Genomic DNA, 19864 nt, shown 5'->3' with positions numbered 1-19864 from the left:
AGGAGAGTTGTTATGTTAAAAAGAAATTTAGCACCTATATCAGAGAATATGTGGGAAGAAATTGATGACAGAGCAAAAGAAGTACTTTCAAATTATTTATCTGCAAGAAAAGTAGTGAATGTTTCAGGACCAAAAGGTTGGGAGTATAATGCAATTTCAGAAGGACGATTAGAGCCTATTGAAGGTGAAGAAGAAGTATGCTCAGGAGTATATAAAGTAAAACCTTTAGTTGAATCTAGAGTAGAGTTTGAATTAAATAGATGGGAAATGGATAATTTAGAAAGAGGAGCAAAGGATGTTGAGTTAGATAATCTTGAGGAAGCTGCTAAAAAAATAGCTTTATTTGAAGAAGAAGCTATTTTTAATGGATTTAAAAAAGGAATGATAGAAGGTCTTAAAGACGCTTCTTCTCAAGAAAAAATGAGCTTTGGTAATAGCGGAGATGATATATTAAAATCAGTATCTCAAGCTATAATAAAGCTTAATAGAGCATTTGCTGGTAAGCCTTATGTTCTTATTGTAGGTGAAGAAGCATATCAAAGAATAAACTCAAATTGTATGGGATATCCATTACTTAAAAGATTAGAAGATTTATTAGGAACAGAAGTTGTATATAGTCATGTAGTAGATGGAGCATATTTATTACCTTATAATCATGAAGACTTAGAAATGACTATAGGGAAAGATCTGTCTATAGGATATCAAAATAGTGATAATGAAAAAGTTAAATTCTTTATAACAGAATCATTTACATTTAGAGTATTAGATCCTGATATAATTATAGAATTTACTCTATAAGAGCATATTAAAAAGACTCCTAGGGAGTCTTTTTAATATGCAGTAACTACACCACCATCATAATTTTCTTTTATAAAGTTTTTAATTTCATCACTTTGAAGAGCTTCAACTAAAACTTTTAAACTTTCATTATCTTTATCTTCTGGTCTTATAGCTATTACATTAGCATAAGGAGAATCTTTTCCTTCAAGTAATATAGCATCTTCTGTAGGTACTAAATCAGCTTCTAATGCATAATTCCCATTTATTACAGCTAAGTCCACATCACCAAGTGACCTTGGTATTTGAGCTGATTCAAGAGCTTTAAATTCTAACTCCTTAGGGTTTTCTACTATGTCTTTCTCTGTTGCAAGTAAACCTGCTTCTTTATCTAATTTTATTAATCCCTCATTTTCTAAAAGTAAAAGAGCACGACCTCCATTTGTAGGATCATTTGGTATAGCAATTGTACTTCCTTTTTCAATTTTTTCAACATCTTCATATTTGTCAGAATATAGACCTAGTGGTTCTACATGAATCTTTGCAAGTTCAACTAGATCAGTATCATTTTTTTCATTAAAGTCTTCAAGATAAGGTGTATGTTGAAAGAAATTTGCATCTAATTCACCATCTGAAAGAGCTAAATTTGGTTTTACATAATCAGTAAATTCAACTATTTCTAAAGTTATACCATCATCTGCTAATTTTTCTTTTACTTCATTTAATAGTTCAGCATGAGGAATAGGAGTTGCTCCTATTTTTAAGTTGCTAACATCTTCTTTTTTATCTGTTTCGTTACCACATCCTACAAAGATTAATGTTACTAAAGATAATACGATTAATAACTTTTTCATTTTACCACACTCCTAACGATTTTCTAATAACTTAAATGCTATTTTATTACCTAAAGATTGAACACCTTGAACTAATACTATTATGGCTATAACTGCAATAATCATTACACTTGCATCAAAACCATAATAACCATATCTTATTGCTAAATACCCAAGACCTCCAGCTCCAATAGCTCCTGCTATAGCTGAATAGCCAATTAAATTTATAATAGTTAAAGTCATACCTAATATTAATGAAGGTAAAGCTTCAGGGACTAAAACTTTAAATATTATTTGTCTTGTAGTGGCTCCCATAGATAAAGATGCTTCTATTACTCCATAACTTACTTCTTTTAATGAAGATTCAACTACACGTGCAATAAAAGGAGCTGCAGCTATAGATAGTGGAACTATAGTTGCTGTATTTCCAATGGAAGTACCTACAATTAATTTTGATAAAGGTGATAATATTAACATAAGAATTATAAATGGAAAAGATCTTCCAATATTTACAATAAAGTCTAATATACTATTTAATTTTAAATTAGGCACTAAACTATTTTTTTGAGTAATAAATAGTATTATACCTAATGGAAAGCCTAGTAAAAACCCAAATATAGAAGATAATGATACCATAAATAATGTTTCTAATAGGGGAGTATATATAAGATTAAATATTTCTTTCATTTGTTATCACCTCTGATTTCACATTATTTTTATTTAAAAAGCTTATACTTTTATTTATTTCTTCCTGATTACCATTTATTTGTATGGTTAAATTACCAACACTTGTACTTATAAGTTTATCTATATTTCCAGAAAGAATATTTATTTCTACATTAAATTTTTTCACTATTGTTGATATTATAGGCTTTTTTGAAGATTCTCCTATAAAAGTTAATTTAAATAATTTTGAGTTTTCAGTATTAGTAATATCTAACTCTTCTATATCATCATTATGCATAGATTCTATAAGTCTTTTAGTAATATCTGTTTTAGGATTGAAAAATACTTCATCTACATTACCCTTTTCTATAATTTCTCCACTTTCCATAACAGCGACTTTATCACAAGTTCTTTTAACAACTTCCATTTCATGAGTTATCATAATGATTGTAAGGTTTAATGTTTTTTGTAACTTTCTTAAAAGTTCCAATATTGATTTTGTTGTTTCAGGATCAAGTGCAGATGTAGCTTCATCTGATAATAATAGATTAGGTTTATTTGCTAGAGCTCTTGCTATTGCAACTCTTTGTTTTTGTCCTCCACTTAATTGTGATGGATAAGCATGTTTTTTATCACTTAGTCCTACAAGTTCTAATAAGTTATTTACTCTTTCAGATATCTCATTCTTATCTACTTTTGCAATTTGTAAGGGAAATGCAACGTTTTGAAATACATTTTTTGAACTCAATAAATCAAAATGCTGAAAAATCATACCTATTTTTTTTCTTGTTTCTAATAATTCTTTTTTATTTAAATTAGTAATATCAATATTATTTATATAAATATTCCCTTTATCAACATTTTCTAATCTATTAATAGTTCTTATAAGAGATGATTTACCAGCACCACTTAGGCCAATAATTCCGTAAATTTCTCCATTTTTAATATTTAAATTTATATCTTTAAGAGCTATTATATTTTTGTCTTTAGTTTTATACTCTTTATATACATTTTTAAGTTTTATCATATTTTCCTCCTTAATAAAAAAAATCCTCTATGAAAGAGGATTTTCCTCTCTCATCTTTCGGCATACGCCGCTGGAATTAGCACCTTATGCATAATGCATTGGTTGCTGGGTTTCATAGGGCCAGTCCCTCCACCTCTCTAGATAAGAGTTTCGATATTTTTTTATTGTTTTAAATTATATATCTATAATTATTATATGTCAACAAGAAATATTCTTTTTTTTAGAAGAAGTTTATGAGATAATATTCTTAACAGATATAAGGAGGTAAATGAAATGCCTAAAATTACAGATATTAAAGATTCTAAAAAAACAACAGAAAGAGTTCATATATATATAGATGGGGAGTATTTTAAAACTACATTGAAAGAAATAAGTTTTGGATTAAATCTATATATTGGAAAAGATGTCGAGAAAAGTATATTAAATGAAATGATTTTAAAGGAAGATTTTATAAAATGCAAAAATAAAGCATTACAAATAATAAGCGCAGCTCCACAAAGTGAAAAAAATTTAAATATCAAATTAAAAAAATATGATTTTAATGAAGATATAATTAATAAAGTTATTAAAAATTTAAAGGAATACAATCTAGTAAATGATGAAAATTTAGCTAATTCTATTATAAAAGATAAGAGAAACTTAAGTCACTTTGGAAAAAGAAAAATATATTATGATTTAATAAAAAAAGGAATAGATGAAAGGGTTGCTCAAGAAGAGATCTCTAAGTTAGAGGATAATGATTTAGAATTAGAAAATGCAATATTTCTTTCTAAGAAAAAGATAAAAACTATTAAAGATAAAGATAGAAATAAGGTTTATCAAAAATTAGCAAGACATTTAACATATAAAGGTTTTAGTTATGATATAGTAAAAAAAGCTATAGAAAACACTCTGAAATAAATATTTTTTAAAAATACTTGAAATTTTCTAAAAATTATATTATAATTATATTGGTAAATAACTTTAAAGGAGGTCGTAAAAATGAAAATGCTCAATATTAATAAATTTATAAAAATTAAATATAATACGACCTACACAAGTTATATCTAATATCAACTTAATTTTATCTGTAGGTATGTAAATATCTATGGTTTTTTTATGTCTAATTATAAGAAAATAAAAATAATTATGTATTAAAGGCGATGGATTTATAAATCTGTCGTCTTTTTTTATGAATAAGGAGTGTGAAAAAATTGAATGGTTTAAAATTATTATGGAAATTTATGAAAGGAAATAAGTTGCTTTATTTATCTTCTATATTGAGTATAGGTATTGCAACATTAGCATCAATAATTAACCCTTTGGTATTAAAAATTTCAATTGATTCAGTTATTGGTGACAAACCTATAGATGCACCAAATATAATTGTTAATATGATTGATAGTATTGGAGGAGTAGCAGTACTTAAAACAAATTTATGGATATTAGCATTTGCATTAATTTTTCTTACTATAATTCAAGGTATATTTTTATATACAAAAGGAAAATGGTCAAATAGTGCTGCAGAATCTATAGCTAAGAATATTAGGGAAAAATTATATGATCATATTCAAAACTTACCTTATAATTACCATGTTAAGGCAGAAACTGGAGATCTTATTCAAAGATGTACATCTGATTTAGATACAATTAGAAAGTTTTTAGCTATACAATTTGTAGAAATAGGAAGAGCAGTTTTTATGCTTATATTTATCGGTATAATAATGTTCTCGTTGGATGTTAAAATGGCATTAATATCAATGTCACTAGTACCAATAATATTTTCTTTTTCAGTAATATTCTTTTTGATGGTAAAGAAAGCATTTAAACTTTCTGATGAAGCTGAAGCAGAATTATCAACAGTTCTTCAAGAAAATTTAAATGGTGTAAGGGTGGTAAGAGCTTTTTCAAAAGAAAAATTTGAAATAGAAAAATTTGATGAAAAGAATGAAAACTTTAGACATTTAACCTATAAATTAATTAAGCTTTTAGCAGGATATTGGGCTTTATCTGATCTGTTAAGTTTAATACAAATTGGGCTTGTTTTAATATTAGGAGTTTATTGGACTGTTAATAATGAAATAACCCTTGGGACATTAGTTGTATTTACTACATATGAAGGAATGCTTTTATGGCCTGTAAGACAATTAGGTAGAATTTTAACTGATTTAGGGAAGTCTTTAGTTTCACTAGATAGAATAGGAGAGATATTGGAAAATCCTATTGAGCAAAAAGAAAGTCATGAGATCATGCCAAAGATAAATGGAGATATTGAATTTAATAATGTTTCTTTTTCATATGATAATTATAATAAAATATTAAGTAACGTCTCTTTTAAAGTGAAAAAAGGAGAGACAATTGCAATAATGGGGAAAACTGGTTCTGGTAAATCTTCATTAGTCCATTTACTTGCTAGGTTATATGATTATGATTCAGGATCAATAAAAATTGATGATATAGAATTAAAAAATATAGATAAAAAATGGATTAGAAAAAATATAGGAATAGTATTACAAGAGCCATTCTTATATTCAAGAAGTATAAAAGATAATATAAGTATTACAAATTCAAAAGCAAAAGAAAATCAAATTGTTGACTCTGCTAGAATTGCATCTATACACAATGTAATATTAGGCTTTAATAAAGGTTATGAAACTCCTGTAGGAGAAAAAGGAGTTACTTTATCTGGTGGACAAAAACAAAGAATAGCAATAGCAAGAACTATTATAAATGATAGCCCAATATTGATTTTTGATGATTCATTAAGTGCAGTAGATACAGAAACTGATTTAACAATAAGAAATGCTTTGAAAATGAGAAAAAAAGATGTAACTACATTTATAATTTCCCATAGAATTACTACTGTAGCTGAAGCAGATAGAATTATAATACTAGAAGATGGTAAAATTGTTGAAATGGGAAATCATAATCAATTAATTAAAAGAAATGGTTTATATAAAAAGGTATTTGAAATTCAAAATGGTCAAAATTTTGAAAAAGAAAATATAGTATAAAATGAGGTGACAATATGACAGGTTTTAAGGAAGAAGAATATAGTAAAAATTTAAATATAGGTATTTGGAAACGAATATTTAAATATATGAAAAATTATAAGAAACATTTATACTTATTAGGATTTGTAATGCTGAGTGTAGCAGCTATAGATATAATATTTCCCTTGATGACAAAAAGGGCAATTGATCATTATGTTGTACCAGGTAATACAGATGGTTTAATTCGTTTTTCCTTTATATATTTAGTTTTAATATTAATTCAAGTTATAAATGTAGGTGCTTTTATTGCAGTTGCAGGGAAAGTAGAAATGGGAATTCAATATGATATAAGAAAATTAGGTTTTAAAAAGCTACAAGAACTATCATTTACTTATTATGATAAAACACCAATAGGGTGGATTATGGCAAGAATGACTTCTGATGTAAGAAGGTTGGGAGAAACTATATCCTGGGGGATTGTAGATTCTGCATGGGGACTTACATTTATGTTAGGAGTAGGAATAGTTTTATTTGTTTTAAACTTTAAACTTGCTCTTATAACACTTTCAGTTGTTCCTGTATTAGCTATTATAAGTGTTTATTTTCAAAAGAAAATATTAAATTCTTATAGAGGGGTAAGAAGATTAAATTCACAAATTACAGGTGCATTTAGTGAAGGTATATCTGGAGCTAAAACCACAAAAACTTTAGTTAGAGAAGAAGAAAATTTAAAGGAATTTAAAAATTATACTTCAAGTATGAAATTTATATCCATAAGAGCTGCAATATTTTCTGCTTTATTTTTGCCAATAGTACTAACACTTGGCAGTATAGGTACTGGACTTGCATTATGGTTTGGAGGAAGAGGTGTAGTTTTTGGGGATATTAGCTATGGTACACTTGTAGCATTTCTATCCTATACAGCATTGTTCTTTGAGCCAGTTAGAGAGCTAGCTCGTGTATTTGCAGAGCTACAATCTGCTCAGGCTTCTGCTGAAAGAGTACTGTCATTAGTAGAAATGACTCCAGACATAAAAGATACTAAAGATGTTATGCTAAAATATGGAGATATTTTAAATCCTAGAGAAGAAAATTGGGAGAATATTAAAGGTGATATAGAGTTTAAAAATGTATCATTTCAATATCAAAATGGAGAAAAAGTGTTAGATAACTTTAATTTGAAAATTAACGCAGGGGAGACAGTTGCCTTAGTTGGTGAAACAGGTTCAGGAAAGAGTACAATAGTTAATTTAGCATGTAGATTTTATGAGCCAACTGAGGGGAAGATTTTGATTGATGGAGTAGATTATAAAAGCAGATCATTGTCTTGGTTACATTCTAATATAGGATATGTTCTTCAGAGTCCGCATCTTTTTAGTGGAACTATAAGAGAAAATATACGTTATGGATCCAAAAATACAAGTGAAAATCAAATAATAGAAGCTGCGAAAAGAGTAAATGCTCATGAATTTATTGAGAAACTAGAAAAGAAATATGATACTGAAGTTGGTGAAGGTGGAGGGAAACTATCTACTGGTCAAAAGCAATTAGTATCTTTTGCTCGTGCTATAGTCTCTAATCCTTCAATATTTGTATTAGATGAAGCAACCTCATCTATTGATACAGAAACTGAGAAAAAAATACAAGATGCAATAGAAAAAGTTTTAAATAATAGGACTAGTTTCATAATTGCTCATAGATTATCTACTATAATAAATGCAGATAAAATACTAGTAGTTAAAAAAGGTAAGATAATAGAGCATGGAAATCATAAGGAACTACTAAAATTAAAAGGTTATTATTACAAACTTTATACAAACCAATTAGAAGAACAAAATACTAAAGAATCATGGATTTAAAATAAGTTTAGTTTTTACAATATGAGGTAAATATATTATAAGGAGGTGCTTTATGAACATAAGTATATTTGATTATATTTTCATAATTATTAGTATTTTATGGCTGTTAGAATTTATATTTTATCCTTCAATTAATAAAAAAGATGAAATAAAAAAAGATACATTTTATATGATTTTAGTTACTATTTTACTTATAGTTATTATTAATAGTGTAATGACTTATTTTAAAATAGGAATAGTTTATATAAAGTGGATTAAAGTATTGTCATTAATAATTTACTCTTTAGGATTGATTTTAAGGTACTGGTCATTATTCATTATTGGAAAAAATTTTTCCAGGCATGTAAAAGTAGATGAAAACCAAGACTTAGTAAGTAAAGGACCCTATAGAATATTAAGGCACCCCTTATATTTAGGATTATATTTACTTACAATATCAATACCACTTTATACTGAGAATTTTCTAGTTTTTATTTTCTCCGCATTCATTATGTTCAGAATACTTAAAATGAGAATGGATGAAGAAGAAATGATTATGGAAAAAATCATAGGTGAAAGGTATATACATTGGAAAGAAAAAAGATTTAAGTTTATTCCTTTTATTTACTAGTGATACTATAATATAAGGAGAGATACTATGAAAAATAATAAAGTTCTAGTAATTGGTTCAGGTTTAGGTGGACTTTCTACAGCAATATCTTTAGCTTCAGAAGGCTATGATGTAGAGATATTTGAAAAAAACAATAAAATTGGTGGTAAGTTAAATTTATTAGAAAAGGAAGGATTTAAATTTGATTTAGGTCCTTCTATTTTTACTATGCCACATATATTCAATGAGTTATTTGAAAATGCTGGAAAAAACATGGATGATTATTTCAGATTAATACCTGTAAAACCTCATTGGAGAAATTTTTTTGAAGATAATAAAGTTATAGATCTTGTACCAGTCACTATGAAAAATAAATTTAGAGTAAATGGTGTATCTGAAAAAGATAAAAGAGATTTAGAAGATTTTCTTACGTACTCTAAAAAACTATATGATTTAGTAGATGAAGGTTATTTTTCTAAAGGATTAGATACATTTAAAGATAATATAAAAGAATATGGTTTTATAAAACTACTTAAAGATCTGGATGGATTATCTACAGTTGATTCCCAAGTGAAAAAATATATTGATAATAATTATTTGAGAGATATTATTAATTTTTTTGTCAAGTATGTAGGCTCATCACCATATAATGCCCCTGCATTACTTAACTTATTACCATATATTCAATATCAATTTGGGCTTTGGTATGTTGAAGGGGGTATGTATAATTTAGCAAAAGGTCTTTCTGAATTAATAGATGATCTAAATATTAAAGTTTATTTAAATAGTGAAGTAAAAAAAATATTAACTAAAAATGGACATGCATATGGGATTAAACTCCATAATGATAAGGAGGTAAATGCAAATATAATAGTATCAAATATGGAAATTATCCCAGCATATAAGAAATTATTAAATGAAAATGATGAATTTATAAAAAAATATGATAAATTTGAGCCAAGTTGTTCAGGTCTTGTAATTCATTTGGGATTAAAAAAAGTATATAAGAATTTAGCTCATCATAACTTCTTTTTTTCTAAAGATCCAAAAGAACATTTTTCTACTGTATTCGATAATAAAGAATTACCTAATGATCCTACAATATATCTGGTAGCTCCTACTAGAACAGATAGAACTCAAGCTCCAGAAGGCTTTGATAATATAAAAATATTACCACATATACCATATATAAAAGAAGGTATAACAGAAAAAAAATATTTTGAATTAAAGGAGAAAATTTATGATAAATTGGAAAGAATGGGTCTAGATAAATTAAGAGATAATATATTATTTGAAGAAATATTGACTCCATTTGACATAGAAAGCATGTATTACTCTAATAAAGGATCAATTTATGGAGTTGTTTCTGATGTGAAAAAAAATTTAGGATTGAAGGCTGCTAAAAAAAGTGAAAAATATGAAGGATTATATTTTGTAGGGGGAAGTGTGAATCCAGGTGGAGGTATGCCTATGGCAATTTTATCAGGAATAAATGTTAAAAATTTAATATTAGAAACTAATATATGATAAATATTTGAAATTCGTTATATTATACTATTTTTACTTTGTATAAAAAGGAGTATAATATAATTGGGGGTGAATAAAATTGTCATTTAAAGATATAAAATTGAATTATGAGATTATGGCTAAAAATAATATACCATTATTAGTTAATAATTTTGAGTGGAAAAAGATGTTTGGTAATTTAGATAATACTGATATTCAAGATGCTAAAAAAGAATTGTTAGAACATTTGAGAAATCAAAGAAAATACAAAAGTAGTCTAAAAACATTACAAAATAAAAAAAGAGATATTATGGTTAATATAGTTAATTTGTCTCATAAAGTAAATAATAATGATAAGAAATCTATAAATAAATTAGAACTAGCAAGAAGTGAAATGTTAGAAATAAATAAAGAAATAGAAAACTTTGAAATAAAGTTAGATGATATGCCTAGTAAAATAAGACATTCTAATTTTGAGCTATTAAATATAACAATAAAGATAGCATATCAAGATCTTAAAATAAAGGAAAAAAAATTAGTTCCAATTTATAATGAAATAGAAGAATTACGAATTAAATTAAAAGAACTTATTGAAAATAAAAATGATTACGAAGAAGAAATAAACAATACTTATACATTTTTACATAATATGATTGGAAAAGAGGAAATTGAAAAATTAGATCAAAACTTTTTAGAAAAAAATTAACTAGATTAAAACAGATATAAATTTAGATTTATTTAGAAATGAGGAGATAATTTGACACTTGATTTAATATTGTTTTCTTTGCTTATAATAAGTGGTGTAGAGATATTCACTAGTGTATTCACTAGACCCTTACTTAAAGTTGATAAGAAAGGTCAAAAACAAGAAACAAAAGTTTATACAGTAGTAAAGTTAATATTCATAGTATTATTTATAGGTATTACTATATATTTTTTATATAGAGCAGTATATATTTTAGGAATATTATTAGATATTCCTGTAGATAAAAGTTTGCTAGATATTATACGAGATCTTACAAAATAAAAACTTAATGTAATAATAAGTATAAATAGAAGAATAATATATTAAGTATCAGATTATTTAAAGAATCTTAATATATTTTGATAGAGTAGGCACCATAAAGGGTATAAATATTTTAAATTTAAATATAAAAGATAGGAGGGGTTTGAATGAAAGCCAAAGAAATAATGACTAAAAGTGTGATAACAGTAACAGAAGATGACATAATAGAAGATGTAACGAAAATTTTAATAACTAATAAAATTAGTGGAGTTCCAGTAGTAAATGATGAACAAGAAGTTGTTGGAATTGTAACAGAGACGGACTTAATATTTAGAGACAAAGATGTAAATATACCTTCTTATGTTCCATTATTAGGAGGATTTATTTTACTTGATTCTGTAAAAAAATTTGAAAAAGAATTAAGAAAGGCCGCTGCGTATAAAGTTAAAGATGTCATGACATCTCCAGTGATTAAAGTTTATGAAGAAGATGAAGTTAGAAAAGTGGTAAACATTATGTTAGATAGGAGAATTAACAGAGTTCCTGTCATAGATAAAGAAGGGAAATTAAAAGGAATAATAGCTAGATCAGATATTTTAGCTCATCTTTAATAAAGGGGTGTACTAATTGAATAAATTGTTTGTTGTGATTATTTTATTGATAGTTATTTTTACTATATCATGTTCCAATAAAAATCCAACAAATGAAGAACTATTTAATGAACTAGTGAAAACTATAAATAATATAGAAACTTATTCTGCAGATGTAAATATATCTATAGAAAGTAATAAAGGAAAAGAAAAATATTCTGCCAAGCATATTTTTTCTAAGCCTAAGAAATATAGGATTAAATACTTAGATGAAAAACAAGAAATATATTTTGATGGTAAAAGTTTATATTTAATATATCCTAATATTGATAAAACAAAAATTGTTTTAGAAAGAAAAGAAATTGATCAATATAGCACCTTATTTATAGGATATTTTTTAGAGATTATTCAGACTTCTGAAAAAATTGAAATGAAAAGTGATAAAGACTTTTTGATTATCGACTTAGAATTACCAGGAAATAGTACTAAAAGAAGAAATCAGAGGATATGGTTTTCAAAAGAAAATTTTAAACCGCATAAAATGATAATAACTGATACAAAAGGAATGGAAAATGTGGAAGTTAAATATGATAATTTAAACTACAATGTTAAACTAACAGAAGATATGTTATTTGAATAATGTGTAAGAGGTGATTAATTGGTAGATTTAAATGACACAAGACCTACATGGGTAGAGATAAACTTAGATAATTTAGCTCATAATATGAATGAGGTAAAAAACATAGTTAAAAAAAATACTTTGATAACAGCTGTTGTAAAGGCTAATGGATATGGTCATGATGCAGCAGAAGTATCTAAAGTTTTTTTAAAAAATGGTGCAGATAGGCTTGCTGTAGCTACATTGTCTGAAGCTATAGAATTAAGAAATTCAGGAATAGATGACACACCTATATTAATATTAGGTTATACTCCAAATTCACAAAATGAGTATTTACTAAAATATAATATTATAAGTACTGTATACTCATTTAATCAAGCAGAACTATTATCAAGTGATGCAGTAGAACAAAATAAAATTTCAAAAATACATATAAAAATAGATACTGGAATGAGAAGATTAGGATTTGAATCTAATGCAAAATCTGTTGAGGAAATACTAAAGATATCCAAATTACCTAATGTAGAAATAGAAGGAATATTTACTCATTTTGCTTGTGCTGATGAAGAAAATAAAAGATTTACAAAATTACAATTTGAAAGATTTAAATATATAACAGATGAATTAGAAAAAAAGGGGTTAAGTATTCCAATCAAGCATGTATCTAATAGTGCTGCAATAATTGATTTACCAGAATATAATCTTGATATGGTAAGAGCTGGTGTAATGTTGTATGGATTGTATCCATCTATGAATGTAGATAGAAGAAGAGTTAATTTAAAATCAGCAATGAGTTTAAAAACTAAAATATCATATATTAAGCATGTAGAAAAAGGTGAAGGGATTAGTTATGGTCATACATATGTAACAGGTAAACCTGTTAGAATAGGAACATTACCAATAGGTTATGCAGATGGGTTTACTAGAATATTGAGTAATGACATAGAAGTAACATTAAAAGGAAAAAAGGTTAATGTAGTAGGAAGAATTTGTATGGACCAAACAATGATTGATTTAAGTGAAATAATAGATGTGAAGTTAGGCGATATTGTAACGATTTTTAGTGGCGAAGAAAAAAATACTAATAGTATAGATGATATTGCTCGTAAATTAAAGACAATTAATTATGAAGTAGTTTGTATGATAGCTAAAAGAGTTCCTAGAGTTTTTGTTAAAGATGATAATTTTATTAAGGTGAAAGATTATAATTTACATAATATGAGTATATAAATTAGGATTAATTACTCATTTGAAAATGTTCATATACTACTATATAATCAAGTATATACTTTACTTCAATGGAATATAATAATAATAAGTATATAATTTGGAATTATATTATCTTAATAAATTTATCCGGAGGTGCACCAATGGCCGAATCTAAGAAAATAGTTGTGAGCATGCCAAAAACTTTATTGAACGAAATTGATGGGATAGTATCTATCGAGAAGAAAAATAGAAGTGAATTTATTAGGGAAGCTATGAGGCTTTACATTAGAGAGAGGAAAAAGATTCAAATCAGAGAGAGAATGAAGGTTGGATATCGAGAAATGGCTAATATTAATTTAGCTTTAGCTGAAATAGGAATTGAAGCAGATAATTGTGAGCTCTGTGATTATGAGTCGAAGCTGACGGGATGTGATTAATATTGATTAAAAGAGGAGATATATTTTATGCCGACTTAAGTCCTGTTATTGGTTCTGAACAGGGAGGAGTTAGACCAGTCTTAGTTATACAGAATGATGTAGGAAATAAATATAGCCCTACGATTATTATAGCTGCTATTACATCTCAAATTAATAAAGCAAAATTACCTACACATATTGAAATAAATGCTAGTGAATATGGTTTAACAAAAGATTCAGTTGTATTATTAGAACAAATTAGAACAATAGATAAAAAGAGACTTAGAGAAAAAATTGGACATTTTGATGAAGATATGATGAAAACAGTAGATGAGTGTTTGAGAATAAGTACAGGTCTTGCAGAATTTTAAATTTAAATATATTTTAAAATTAGAAATCATATGATTTCTAATTTTTTATTGTCAAAAAGTTGCTTTAATATATATTTTTTTATATTAAATATTAAATATACGTTATATTCTTTTTTAAAGCTTATTTAATAGTGTAAAATATATAAGAAGAGGTGATGATATGAAAAATAACAAATGGTATAAGTACCTTATAGACTACGTTGCAATAACATTTGGTACTATTATAATGGCTTTATCATTAAATATGTTTTTAGGCCCAAATACTATAGCACCAGGTGGAGTATCAGGTATTGCAATTGTTATTCAAAAGATAACAAATGGATTTGTTAAAATTGAAATTACAAACTTACTTATAAATATTCCATTATTTATTGGAGGAGTATTAGTTCTAGGAAAATCATTTGGTGCAAAAACACTGTATGCAACAATAGGACTATCTTTTTTTGTAAAAGTTTTCCCTAATTCAGTAGCTACAAATAATCTTTTGTTAGCTTCTATTTTTGGTGGTCTTCTTATAGGTATAGGTATAGGCATTATATTTAGATTTGGTGGGACTACTGGAGGAACTGATTTAGGAGCAGCAATAATAAATAAATATTTTCCAGGATTAAGCATACCTAAAATTATGATGAGTATTGATTTAATGGTTGTTGTTTTTGCAGGACTAGTAGATAAAAAATTAGATACAGCACTATATTCTATTATTTCACTATATATATTAGTAAAGGTGATAGATCAGATTTTAGAAGGGCTTAGTTATAGTAAGGCATTTCTTATAATATCTAACAATCCAGAAAAATTAGGCAGTGCAATTTTAAAGGAAATTGATAGAGGTGCTACGATTTTGAAAGGTAAAGGAATGTATACTGGTAATGATAGAAATGTATTGTTATGCGTTGTAAATAGAGCTGAAATAACTAAATTAAAAAATCTTATTAATAAATTAGATAAAAATGCATTTGTTATGGTAACAGAAATCCATGAAGTATTAGGAGAAGGATTTACAGAAATTAAATCATAATTGTCATACAATCATAATACTATTTAATAAAGAACTTTGTTTAGATGGGGGGATTGTGTGAATAAGAAATGGTGGGTACTTATTTTTTTAACTATAGTTATTTTAGGAATTATTTTCATTCCTAAAATTTTAACTGATAAAGGAGATGAAAAAGTGTCTTTTGATATTATTAAAGAAGATGATATTCCTAAAGAAATAGAAGAAATATTACCTAAGTATCAAAAAGAAGAACGTGCACTTGCATGTAAAGTAGATGATAAGATTTATATAGTAGTTACAAGAGGAGAAAAAAATACTGATGGTTATGATGTAACTATTCAATCTATAGAGAAAAAGAAAAATGATGGAAAATTTAATTTAATAGTATATGCTCAATATAAGGATCCGAAACCTGATGAAATAGTACCTCAAGTTATTACTTATCCTACTGTAGTAGCAGAAACAGAATTAGAAAAGTTACCTGAAAAAATAGATTTAAAAACAAATTATATAGAATAATCATCAGAATGAATTCTGATGATTATTTTTTTTATATAAATAATTGGAATATCTAAATGAATTCTAATATACAATTTAGGGTATAAATGTTTTAAATATTTTAATGGAGGGGTTTGGTGGATAAATATAAGATAGGCTTAGATAAATTAAAAAATAAATGTAATACTGATATATTTGAATTTGAAACTACTGAAGAAGTAGATAATTGGGAAGGTATAATAGGCCAAAAAAGAGCTATAGAAGCCCTTGAGTTTGGAATTTCTATTGATAGAGAAGGCTATAATATATATGTATCAGGACTTAATGGTACAGGGCGTAATAGTTATTCTTATTCTCTTGCAAAAGAATACTCTAAATTTAAAAACAATAGTAAAGATTGGTGTTATGTATATAATTTTCAAAAGCCTGAAAATCCTAAAGCAATATTCCTTAAAAAAGGAAAAGGAAAAATATTCAAAAAAGAAGTGGATAAACTTATAGATATCTTAAAGGAAAAAATACCTGAAAACCTAAGTTCGAAGAATTATGAAGAAAAATTAGACAATTTGTATAAAAATCATAGACGAATAATTGAAAATATTATAAATGAATTAAATAATATTTCAAAAGAATATGATTTTAAATTTGAATATACTGAAAAAGGTATTGTAACTTTTCCTGTTGTTAATGGGAAACCAATGTCAAAAGCTCAACTTAATGATTTAGATGAAGAAGAAATAAAAGAATTAAAAGCAAAATCTAATAAATTACAATCTGTAACATTTGATATTATTGAAAAATTGAAAAATCAGGAAAATAATTTATTATATCAAATATCATATTTAGAAAAAAGTATTGTTAGTGATACAATAAATTCTCAATTAAAATCTGCAAATAAAATATTTGAAGATAATAAAAAAGTCATAAAATTCTTAGAAGAAGTAAAAATAGATATTATAGAAAATTATGATAGATTTAAAAATACAAATACATCAGATAATCAAAGGGGAATAGACTTATTACATCAAAAAGCTAATCAAGATGATTTTTTTATAAGGTATGAAATAAATTTATTTATTGATAACAGCAAATTAGAAGGAGGAGCTGTAATTAGAGAGTTAAATCCTACATACCATAATTTATTAGGTAAGATTGAATATGTAAATCAATTAGGAGTATTAAAAACAGATCATACTAAAATTAAACCTGGATCTTTACACGAGGCTAATTGTGGATACATAATAATACAAGCAAAAGATATATTAAAAAATAAATTTGCTTGGGAAGGATTAAAAAGAGCTTTAAAATCTAATCAAATAAAAATAGAAAATGTATTTAAAGAAAGTTTACTATCACAAAGCTTAAAACCTGAACCAATTACTTTAGATGTGAAAGTCATTATAATTGGGGATCATTATATTTATCAACTTTTATATGCAAATGATGAAGATTTTAAGAAATTATTTCGTATAAGAGCAGACTTTGATATTGAGATGAAAAGAACTGAAAAAAACATGAAACTTATAGCTAAATTTATATCATATCATTGTAGGAAAAATAAATTACTACCTTTTAATAAAGATAGTATTGGAAAAATAATAGAGTACTCCTCAAGACTTGCAAGAGATCAAAAAAAGTTAACTTGTAGATTTAATTATATAGTAGAGCTATTATATGAGGCAGATGCCTTAGCGAGATGGGAAAATGAAAACATTGTAAATAAGCACCATATAAAACAAGCTTTAGATAGTAAAATATATAGGAACAATCAATATGAAACAAAATTGCATGAATTATTTAAAGAAGGAACTTTATTAATTGAAACAAACGGATATGAAATAGGACAGATTAATGGGCTTGCTGTACTTGATTCAGGTGAGTATTCTTTTGGTAGGCCTAATCGTATAACAGTTTCTACATTTGTAGGAGAAGATGGAATAGTATCAATTGAACGGGAAGTAGAACAAAGTGGCAGTAGTTACGATAAAGGAGTATTAATTTTAAATGGATATATAGGAAGTAAATTTGCTAAATTTAAACCATTATCATTATCTGCAAGTATTACATTTGAACAGTCATATGGCATAATAGATGGTGATAGTGCATCTAGTACAGAATTATATGCATTGTTATCTAGCTTATCAGAGATACCTATAAATCAGGCAATAGCAGTTACTGGCTCTATAAATCAAAAAGGGGAAATACAACCTATAGGAGGAGTAAATGAAAAAATTGAAGGATATTATAAAGTTTGTAAAACAAAAGGATTATTAGGAGGAGAAGGAGTTATAATCCCTCATCAAAATGTAACTAATCTTATGTTATCAGATGAAGTTATAGATGCAGTAAGACAAAATAAGTTTTCAATATATTCTATAAAAACAGTAGATGAAGGGATAGAGATTTTAACAGGAGTAAAAGCAGGAAAAATGAATGAAAATGGTAAATATCCAGAAAAAAGTGTATACCATAAAGTATCTAAAAAATTATCTCAGTTTGTAGAATATACTAAAGATAAATAGTAGATTATTGTATATTTAACTAAAAAACATTAGAAATATTGTATGAAATGTCAATAGAAAAAAATAGCCATTACACGATATAATTAAAATATAGAAAAATTAATTATTCGGGAGGTATATATGGCTGGTTTAACATTTAAGAATTTAGAAAAAGTTTATCCTGGAGAAGTAAAGGCAGTAGAGGATTTTAATTTAGAAATAAAAGACAAGGAATTTATAGTTCTTGTAGGACCATCTGGGTGTGGAAAGTCTACTACATTAAGAATGGTAGCTGGTTTAGAAGAAATATCTGGTGGTGAATTATATATAGGAGATAAATTAGTTAATGATATTCCACCAAAAAATAGAGATATAGCAATGGTATTTCAAAATTATGCATTATATCCACATATGACAGTCTATGATAACATGGCATTTGGTTTAAAATTAAGAAAAGTATCTAAAGATGAAATAGATAAAAAGGTAAAAGAAGCTGCAAAGATATTAGGCATTGAAGCTTTATTAGATAGAAAACCTAAAGCATTATCTGGAGGTCAAAGACAAAGAGTTGCTCTAGGAAGAGCTATAGTAAGAAACCCAAAGGTGTTTTTGATGGATGAACCATTATCTAATTTAGATGCTAAGTTAAGAGTTCAAACAAGAACAGAGATTTCAAAACTGCATAAGAAATTACAAACTACTTTTATATATGTAACCCATGATCAAACTGAAGCTATGACTATGGGAGATAGGATAGTTATAATGAAAGATGGACTCATTCAGCAAGCTGATACTCCACAAAAGGTATATGAAAATCCTGCTAATGCTTTTGTAGCTGGATTTATAGGAAGTCCGCAAATGAACTTTTTTGATGGCAATATTGAAGCAACTGATGTAAATAATTGCTATTTAGTATTAAATAATAGTGAAGTGAAAATCAAAATTCCAGAAGGAAGAGCAAAAATATTAAAAGATAATGGTCATTTTGGTAAAAAAGTAATAATGGGGATAAGACCAGAAGATATACATGATGAAAAAGCTTTTATAGAAGCTTCACAAGATAGTTCATTTAAAGCTATAGTAGAAGTAACTGAAATGATGGGTTCTGAGACATATTTATATTTAAATATATTTGGTAATAATGCAATTGCAAGAGTAAACCCAAGAAATAAATCTGAGGCAGGAGATGAAGTATCTTTAGCCTTTGATACTAATAGAATTCATTTATTTGATAAAGAAACAGAAAAAGCAATATTTTAAAAGCCCTTTTCATTTAATTTAATATAGAAAAAGAAAGTAGAAATTTTAAAATTTCTACTTTCTTTTTTTATTTGTGTTATTATAAATTTTATGGTATTATTTAATAAGGTTTTATTACATTTAGATTACAATAATTATAAAAGAAGTATAATTTATTACTTTATT

At 26.3% G+C, this 19864-nt stretch carries 20 protein-coding genes and 1 riboswitch; of the genes, 17 read left to right on the top strand and 3 right to left on the bottom strand.

All coding sequences use genetic code 11. The annotated features are described in order from the left end of the window. Positions 1-12 precede the first annotated feature (12 nt). Positions 13-798, top strand: coding sequence for a family 1 encapsulin nanocompartment shell protein (locus E0D94_RS11625; protein WP_130807733.1), 786 nt, complete (start codon positions 13-15; stop codon positions 796-798). A gap of 32 nt (positions 799-830) precedes the next feature. On the opposite strand, the gene E0D94_RS11620 is transcribed toward E0D94_RS11625, so the two are convergent. From E0D94_RS11620 to E0D94_RS11610, 3 genes are read right to left on the bottom strand one after another with little or no spacing between them, the layout of a single operon-like run. Further along, entirely contained in the window at positions 831-1631 is an 801-nt protein-coding gene (locus E0D94_RS11620) for a MetQ/NlpA family ABC transporter substrate-binding protein (RefSeq protein ID WP_130807732.1), read from the bottom strand. A gap of 12 nt (positions 1632-1643) precedes the next feature. Then, positions 1644-2297, bottom strand: coding sequence for a methionine ABC transporter permease (locus tag E0D94_RS11615; protein ID WP_130807731.1), 654 nt, complete (start codon positions 2295-2297; stop codon positions 1644-1646). Then, positions 2281-3303: a methionine ABC transporter ATP-binding protein gene (locus E0D94_RS11610; protein WP_130807730.1), complete on the bottom strand. Its 1023-nt coding sequence runs from the start codon at positions 3301-3303 to the stop codon at positions 2281-2283. The genes E0D94_RS11615 and E0D94_RS11610 overlap by 17 nt, the downstream gene beginning before the upstream one ends. Positions 3304-3350: 47 nt before the next feature. Then, positions 3351-3451, bottom strand: a riboswitch (SAM riboswitch). 125 nt (positions 3452-3576) lie between these two features. Between E0D94_RS11610 and E0D94_RS11605 the strand changes: the two genes are divergently transcribed. From E0D94_RS11605 to E0D94_RS11530, 16 genes are all read left to right on the top strand, one after another. Further along, positions 3577-4203 (top strand): regulatory protein RecX, encoded by a 627-nt coding sequence (locus tag E0D94_RS11605; protein ID WP_130807729.1) that lies wholly within the window; start codon positions 3577-3579, stop codon positions 4201-4203. A 293-nt stretch (positions 4204-4496) separates the two neighbouring features. Then, the gene (locus E0D94_RS11600; RefSeq protein ID WP_130807728.1) at positions 4497-6296 is read left to right on the top strand and encodes an ABC transporter ATP-binding protein; all 1800 of its coding nucleotides are present in this window, start codon (positions 4497-4499) and stop codon (positions 6294-6296) included. Positions 6297-6310: 14 nt separating this feature from the next. Then, positions 6311-8134, top strand: coding sequence for an ABC transporter ATP-binding protein (locus E0D94_RS11595; protein WP_130807727.1), 1824 nt, complete (start codon positions 6311-6313; stop codon positions 8132-8134). Between the two features lie 52 nt (positions 8135-8186). Next, on the top strand, positions 8187-8744 hold the full coding sequence (locus tag E0D94_RS11590) for a methyltransferase family protein (protein ID WP_130807726.1): 558 nt from the start codon (positions 8187-8189) through the stop codon (positions 8742-8744). A 27-nt stretch (positions 8745-8771) separates the two neighbouring features. Next, positions 8772-10250 carry a phytoene desaturase family protein gene (locus E0D94_RS11585; protein WP_130807725.1) on the top strand — a complete coding sequence of 493 codons (1479 nt, stop codon included), beginning with the start codon at positions 8772-8774 and terminating at the stop codon, positions 10248-10250. A 79-nt stretch (positions 10251-10329) separates the two neighbouring features. After that, positions 10330-10935 (top strand): hypothetical protein, encoded by a 606-nt coding sequence (locus E0D94_RS11580; protein ID WP_130807724.1) that lies wholly within the window; start codon positions 10330-10332, stop codon positions 10933-10935. A gap of 51 nt (positions 10936-10986) precedes the next feature. Next, positions 10987-11256: a hypothetical protein gene (locus E0D94_RS11575; protein WP_130807723.1), complete on the top strand. Its 270-nt coding sequence runs from the start codon at positions 10987-10989 to the stop codon at positions 11254-11256. A 146-nt stretch (positions 11257-11402) separates the two neighbouring features. Continuing rightward, the gene (locus tag E0D94_RS11570) at positions 11403-11846 is read left to right on the top strand and encodes a CBS domain-containing protein (RefSeq protein ID WP_130807722.1); all 444 of its coding nucleotides are present in this window, start codon (positions 11403-11405) and stop codon (positions 11844-11846) included. 16 nt (positions 11847-11862) lie between these two features. Next, positions 11863-12465 carry a LolA family protein gene (locus E0D94_RS11565; protein ID WP_130807721.1) on the top strand — a complete coding sequence of 201 codons (603 nt, stop codon included), beginning with the start codon at positions 11863-11865 and terminating at the stop codon, positions 12463-12465. Positions 12466-12483: 18 nt separating this feature from the next. Then, positions 12484-13674 (top strand): alanine racemase, encoded by a 1191-nt coding sequence (alr, locus tag E0D94_RS11560; RefSeq protein ID WP_130807720.1) that lies wholly within the window; start codon positions 12484-12486, stop codon positions 13672-13674. Between the two features lie 140 nt (positions 13675-13814). Further along, complete coding sequence (locus E0D94_RS11555) at positions 13815-14090, top strand: CopG family ribbon-helix-helix protein (protein WP_130807719.1); 276 nt, start codon at positions 13815-13817, stop codon at positions 14088-14090. Further along, positions 14090-14440: a type II toxin-antitoxin system PemK/MazF family toxin gene (locus E0D94_RS11550; RefSeq protein WP_130807718.1), complete on the top strand. Its 351-nt coding sequence runs from the start codon at positions 14090-14092 to the stop codon at positions 14438-14440. Before E0D94_RS11555 ends, E0D94_RS11550 begins: the two co-directional genes overlap by 1 nt. Before the next feature lie 160 nt (positions 14441-14600). Next, positions 14601-15461 carry a YitT family protein gene (locus E0D94_RS11545; RefSeq protein WP_130807717.1) on the top strand — a complete coding sequence of 287 codons (861 nt, stop codon included), beginning with the start codon at positions 14601-14603 and terminating at the stop codon, positions 15459-15461. A gap of 57 nt (positions 15462-15518) precedes the next feature. Continuing rightward, complete coding sequence (locus E0D94_RS11540; protein WP_130807716.1) at positions 15519-15959, top strand: protease complex subunit PrcB family protein; 441 nt, start codon at positions 15519-15521, stop codon at positions 15957-15959. 116 nt (positions 15960-16075) lie between these two features. Next, positions 16076-18460 carry an ATP-binding protein gene (locus E0D94_RS11535; RefSeq protein ID WP_130807715.1) on the top strand — a complete coding sequence of 795 codons (2385 nt, stop codon included), beginning with the start codon at positions 16076-16078 and terminating at the stop codon, positions 18458-18460. Between the two features lie 120 nt (positions 18461-18580). Continuing rightward, a complete protein-coding gene (locus tag E0D94_RS11530) occupies positions 18581-19699 on the top strand; it encodes an ABC transporter ATP-binding protein (protein ID WP_130807714.1) in 1119 nt (372 codons plus the stop codon). The last annotated feature ends 165 nt before the right edge of the window (positions 19700-19864 follow it).

The organism is Senegalia massiliensis, from assembly GCF_900626135.1.
Taxonomy (GTDB): Bacteria; Bacillota; Clostridia; order Tissierellales; family SIT17; genus Anaeromonas; species Anaeromonas massiliensis.
Note: the sequence above shows the minus strand (reverse complement) of the source record. Positions and strands in the feature narration are given on the sequence as shown.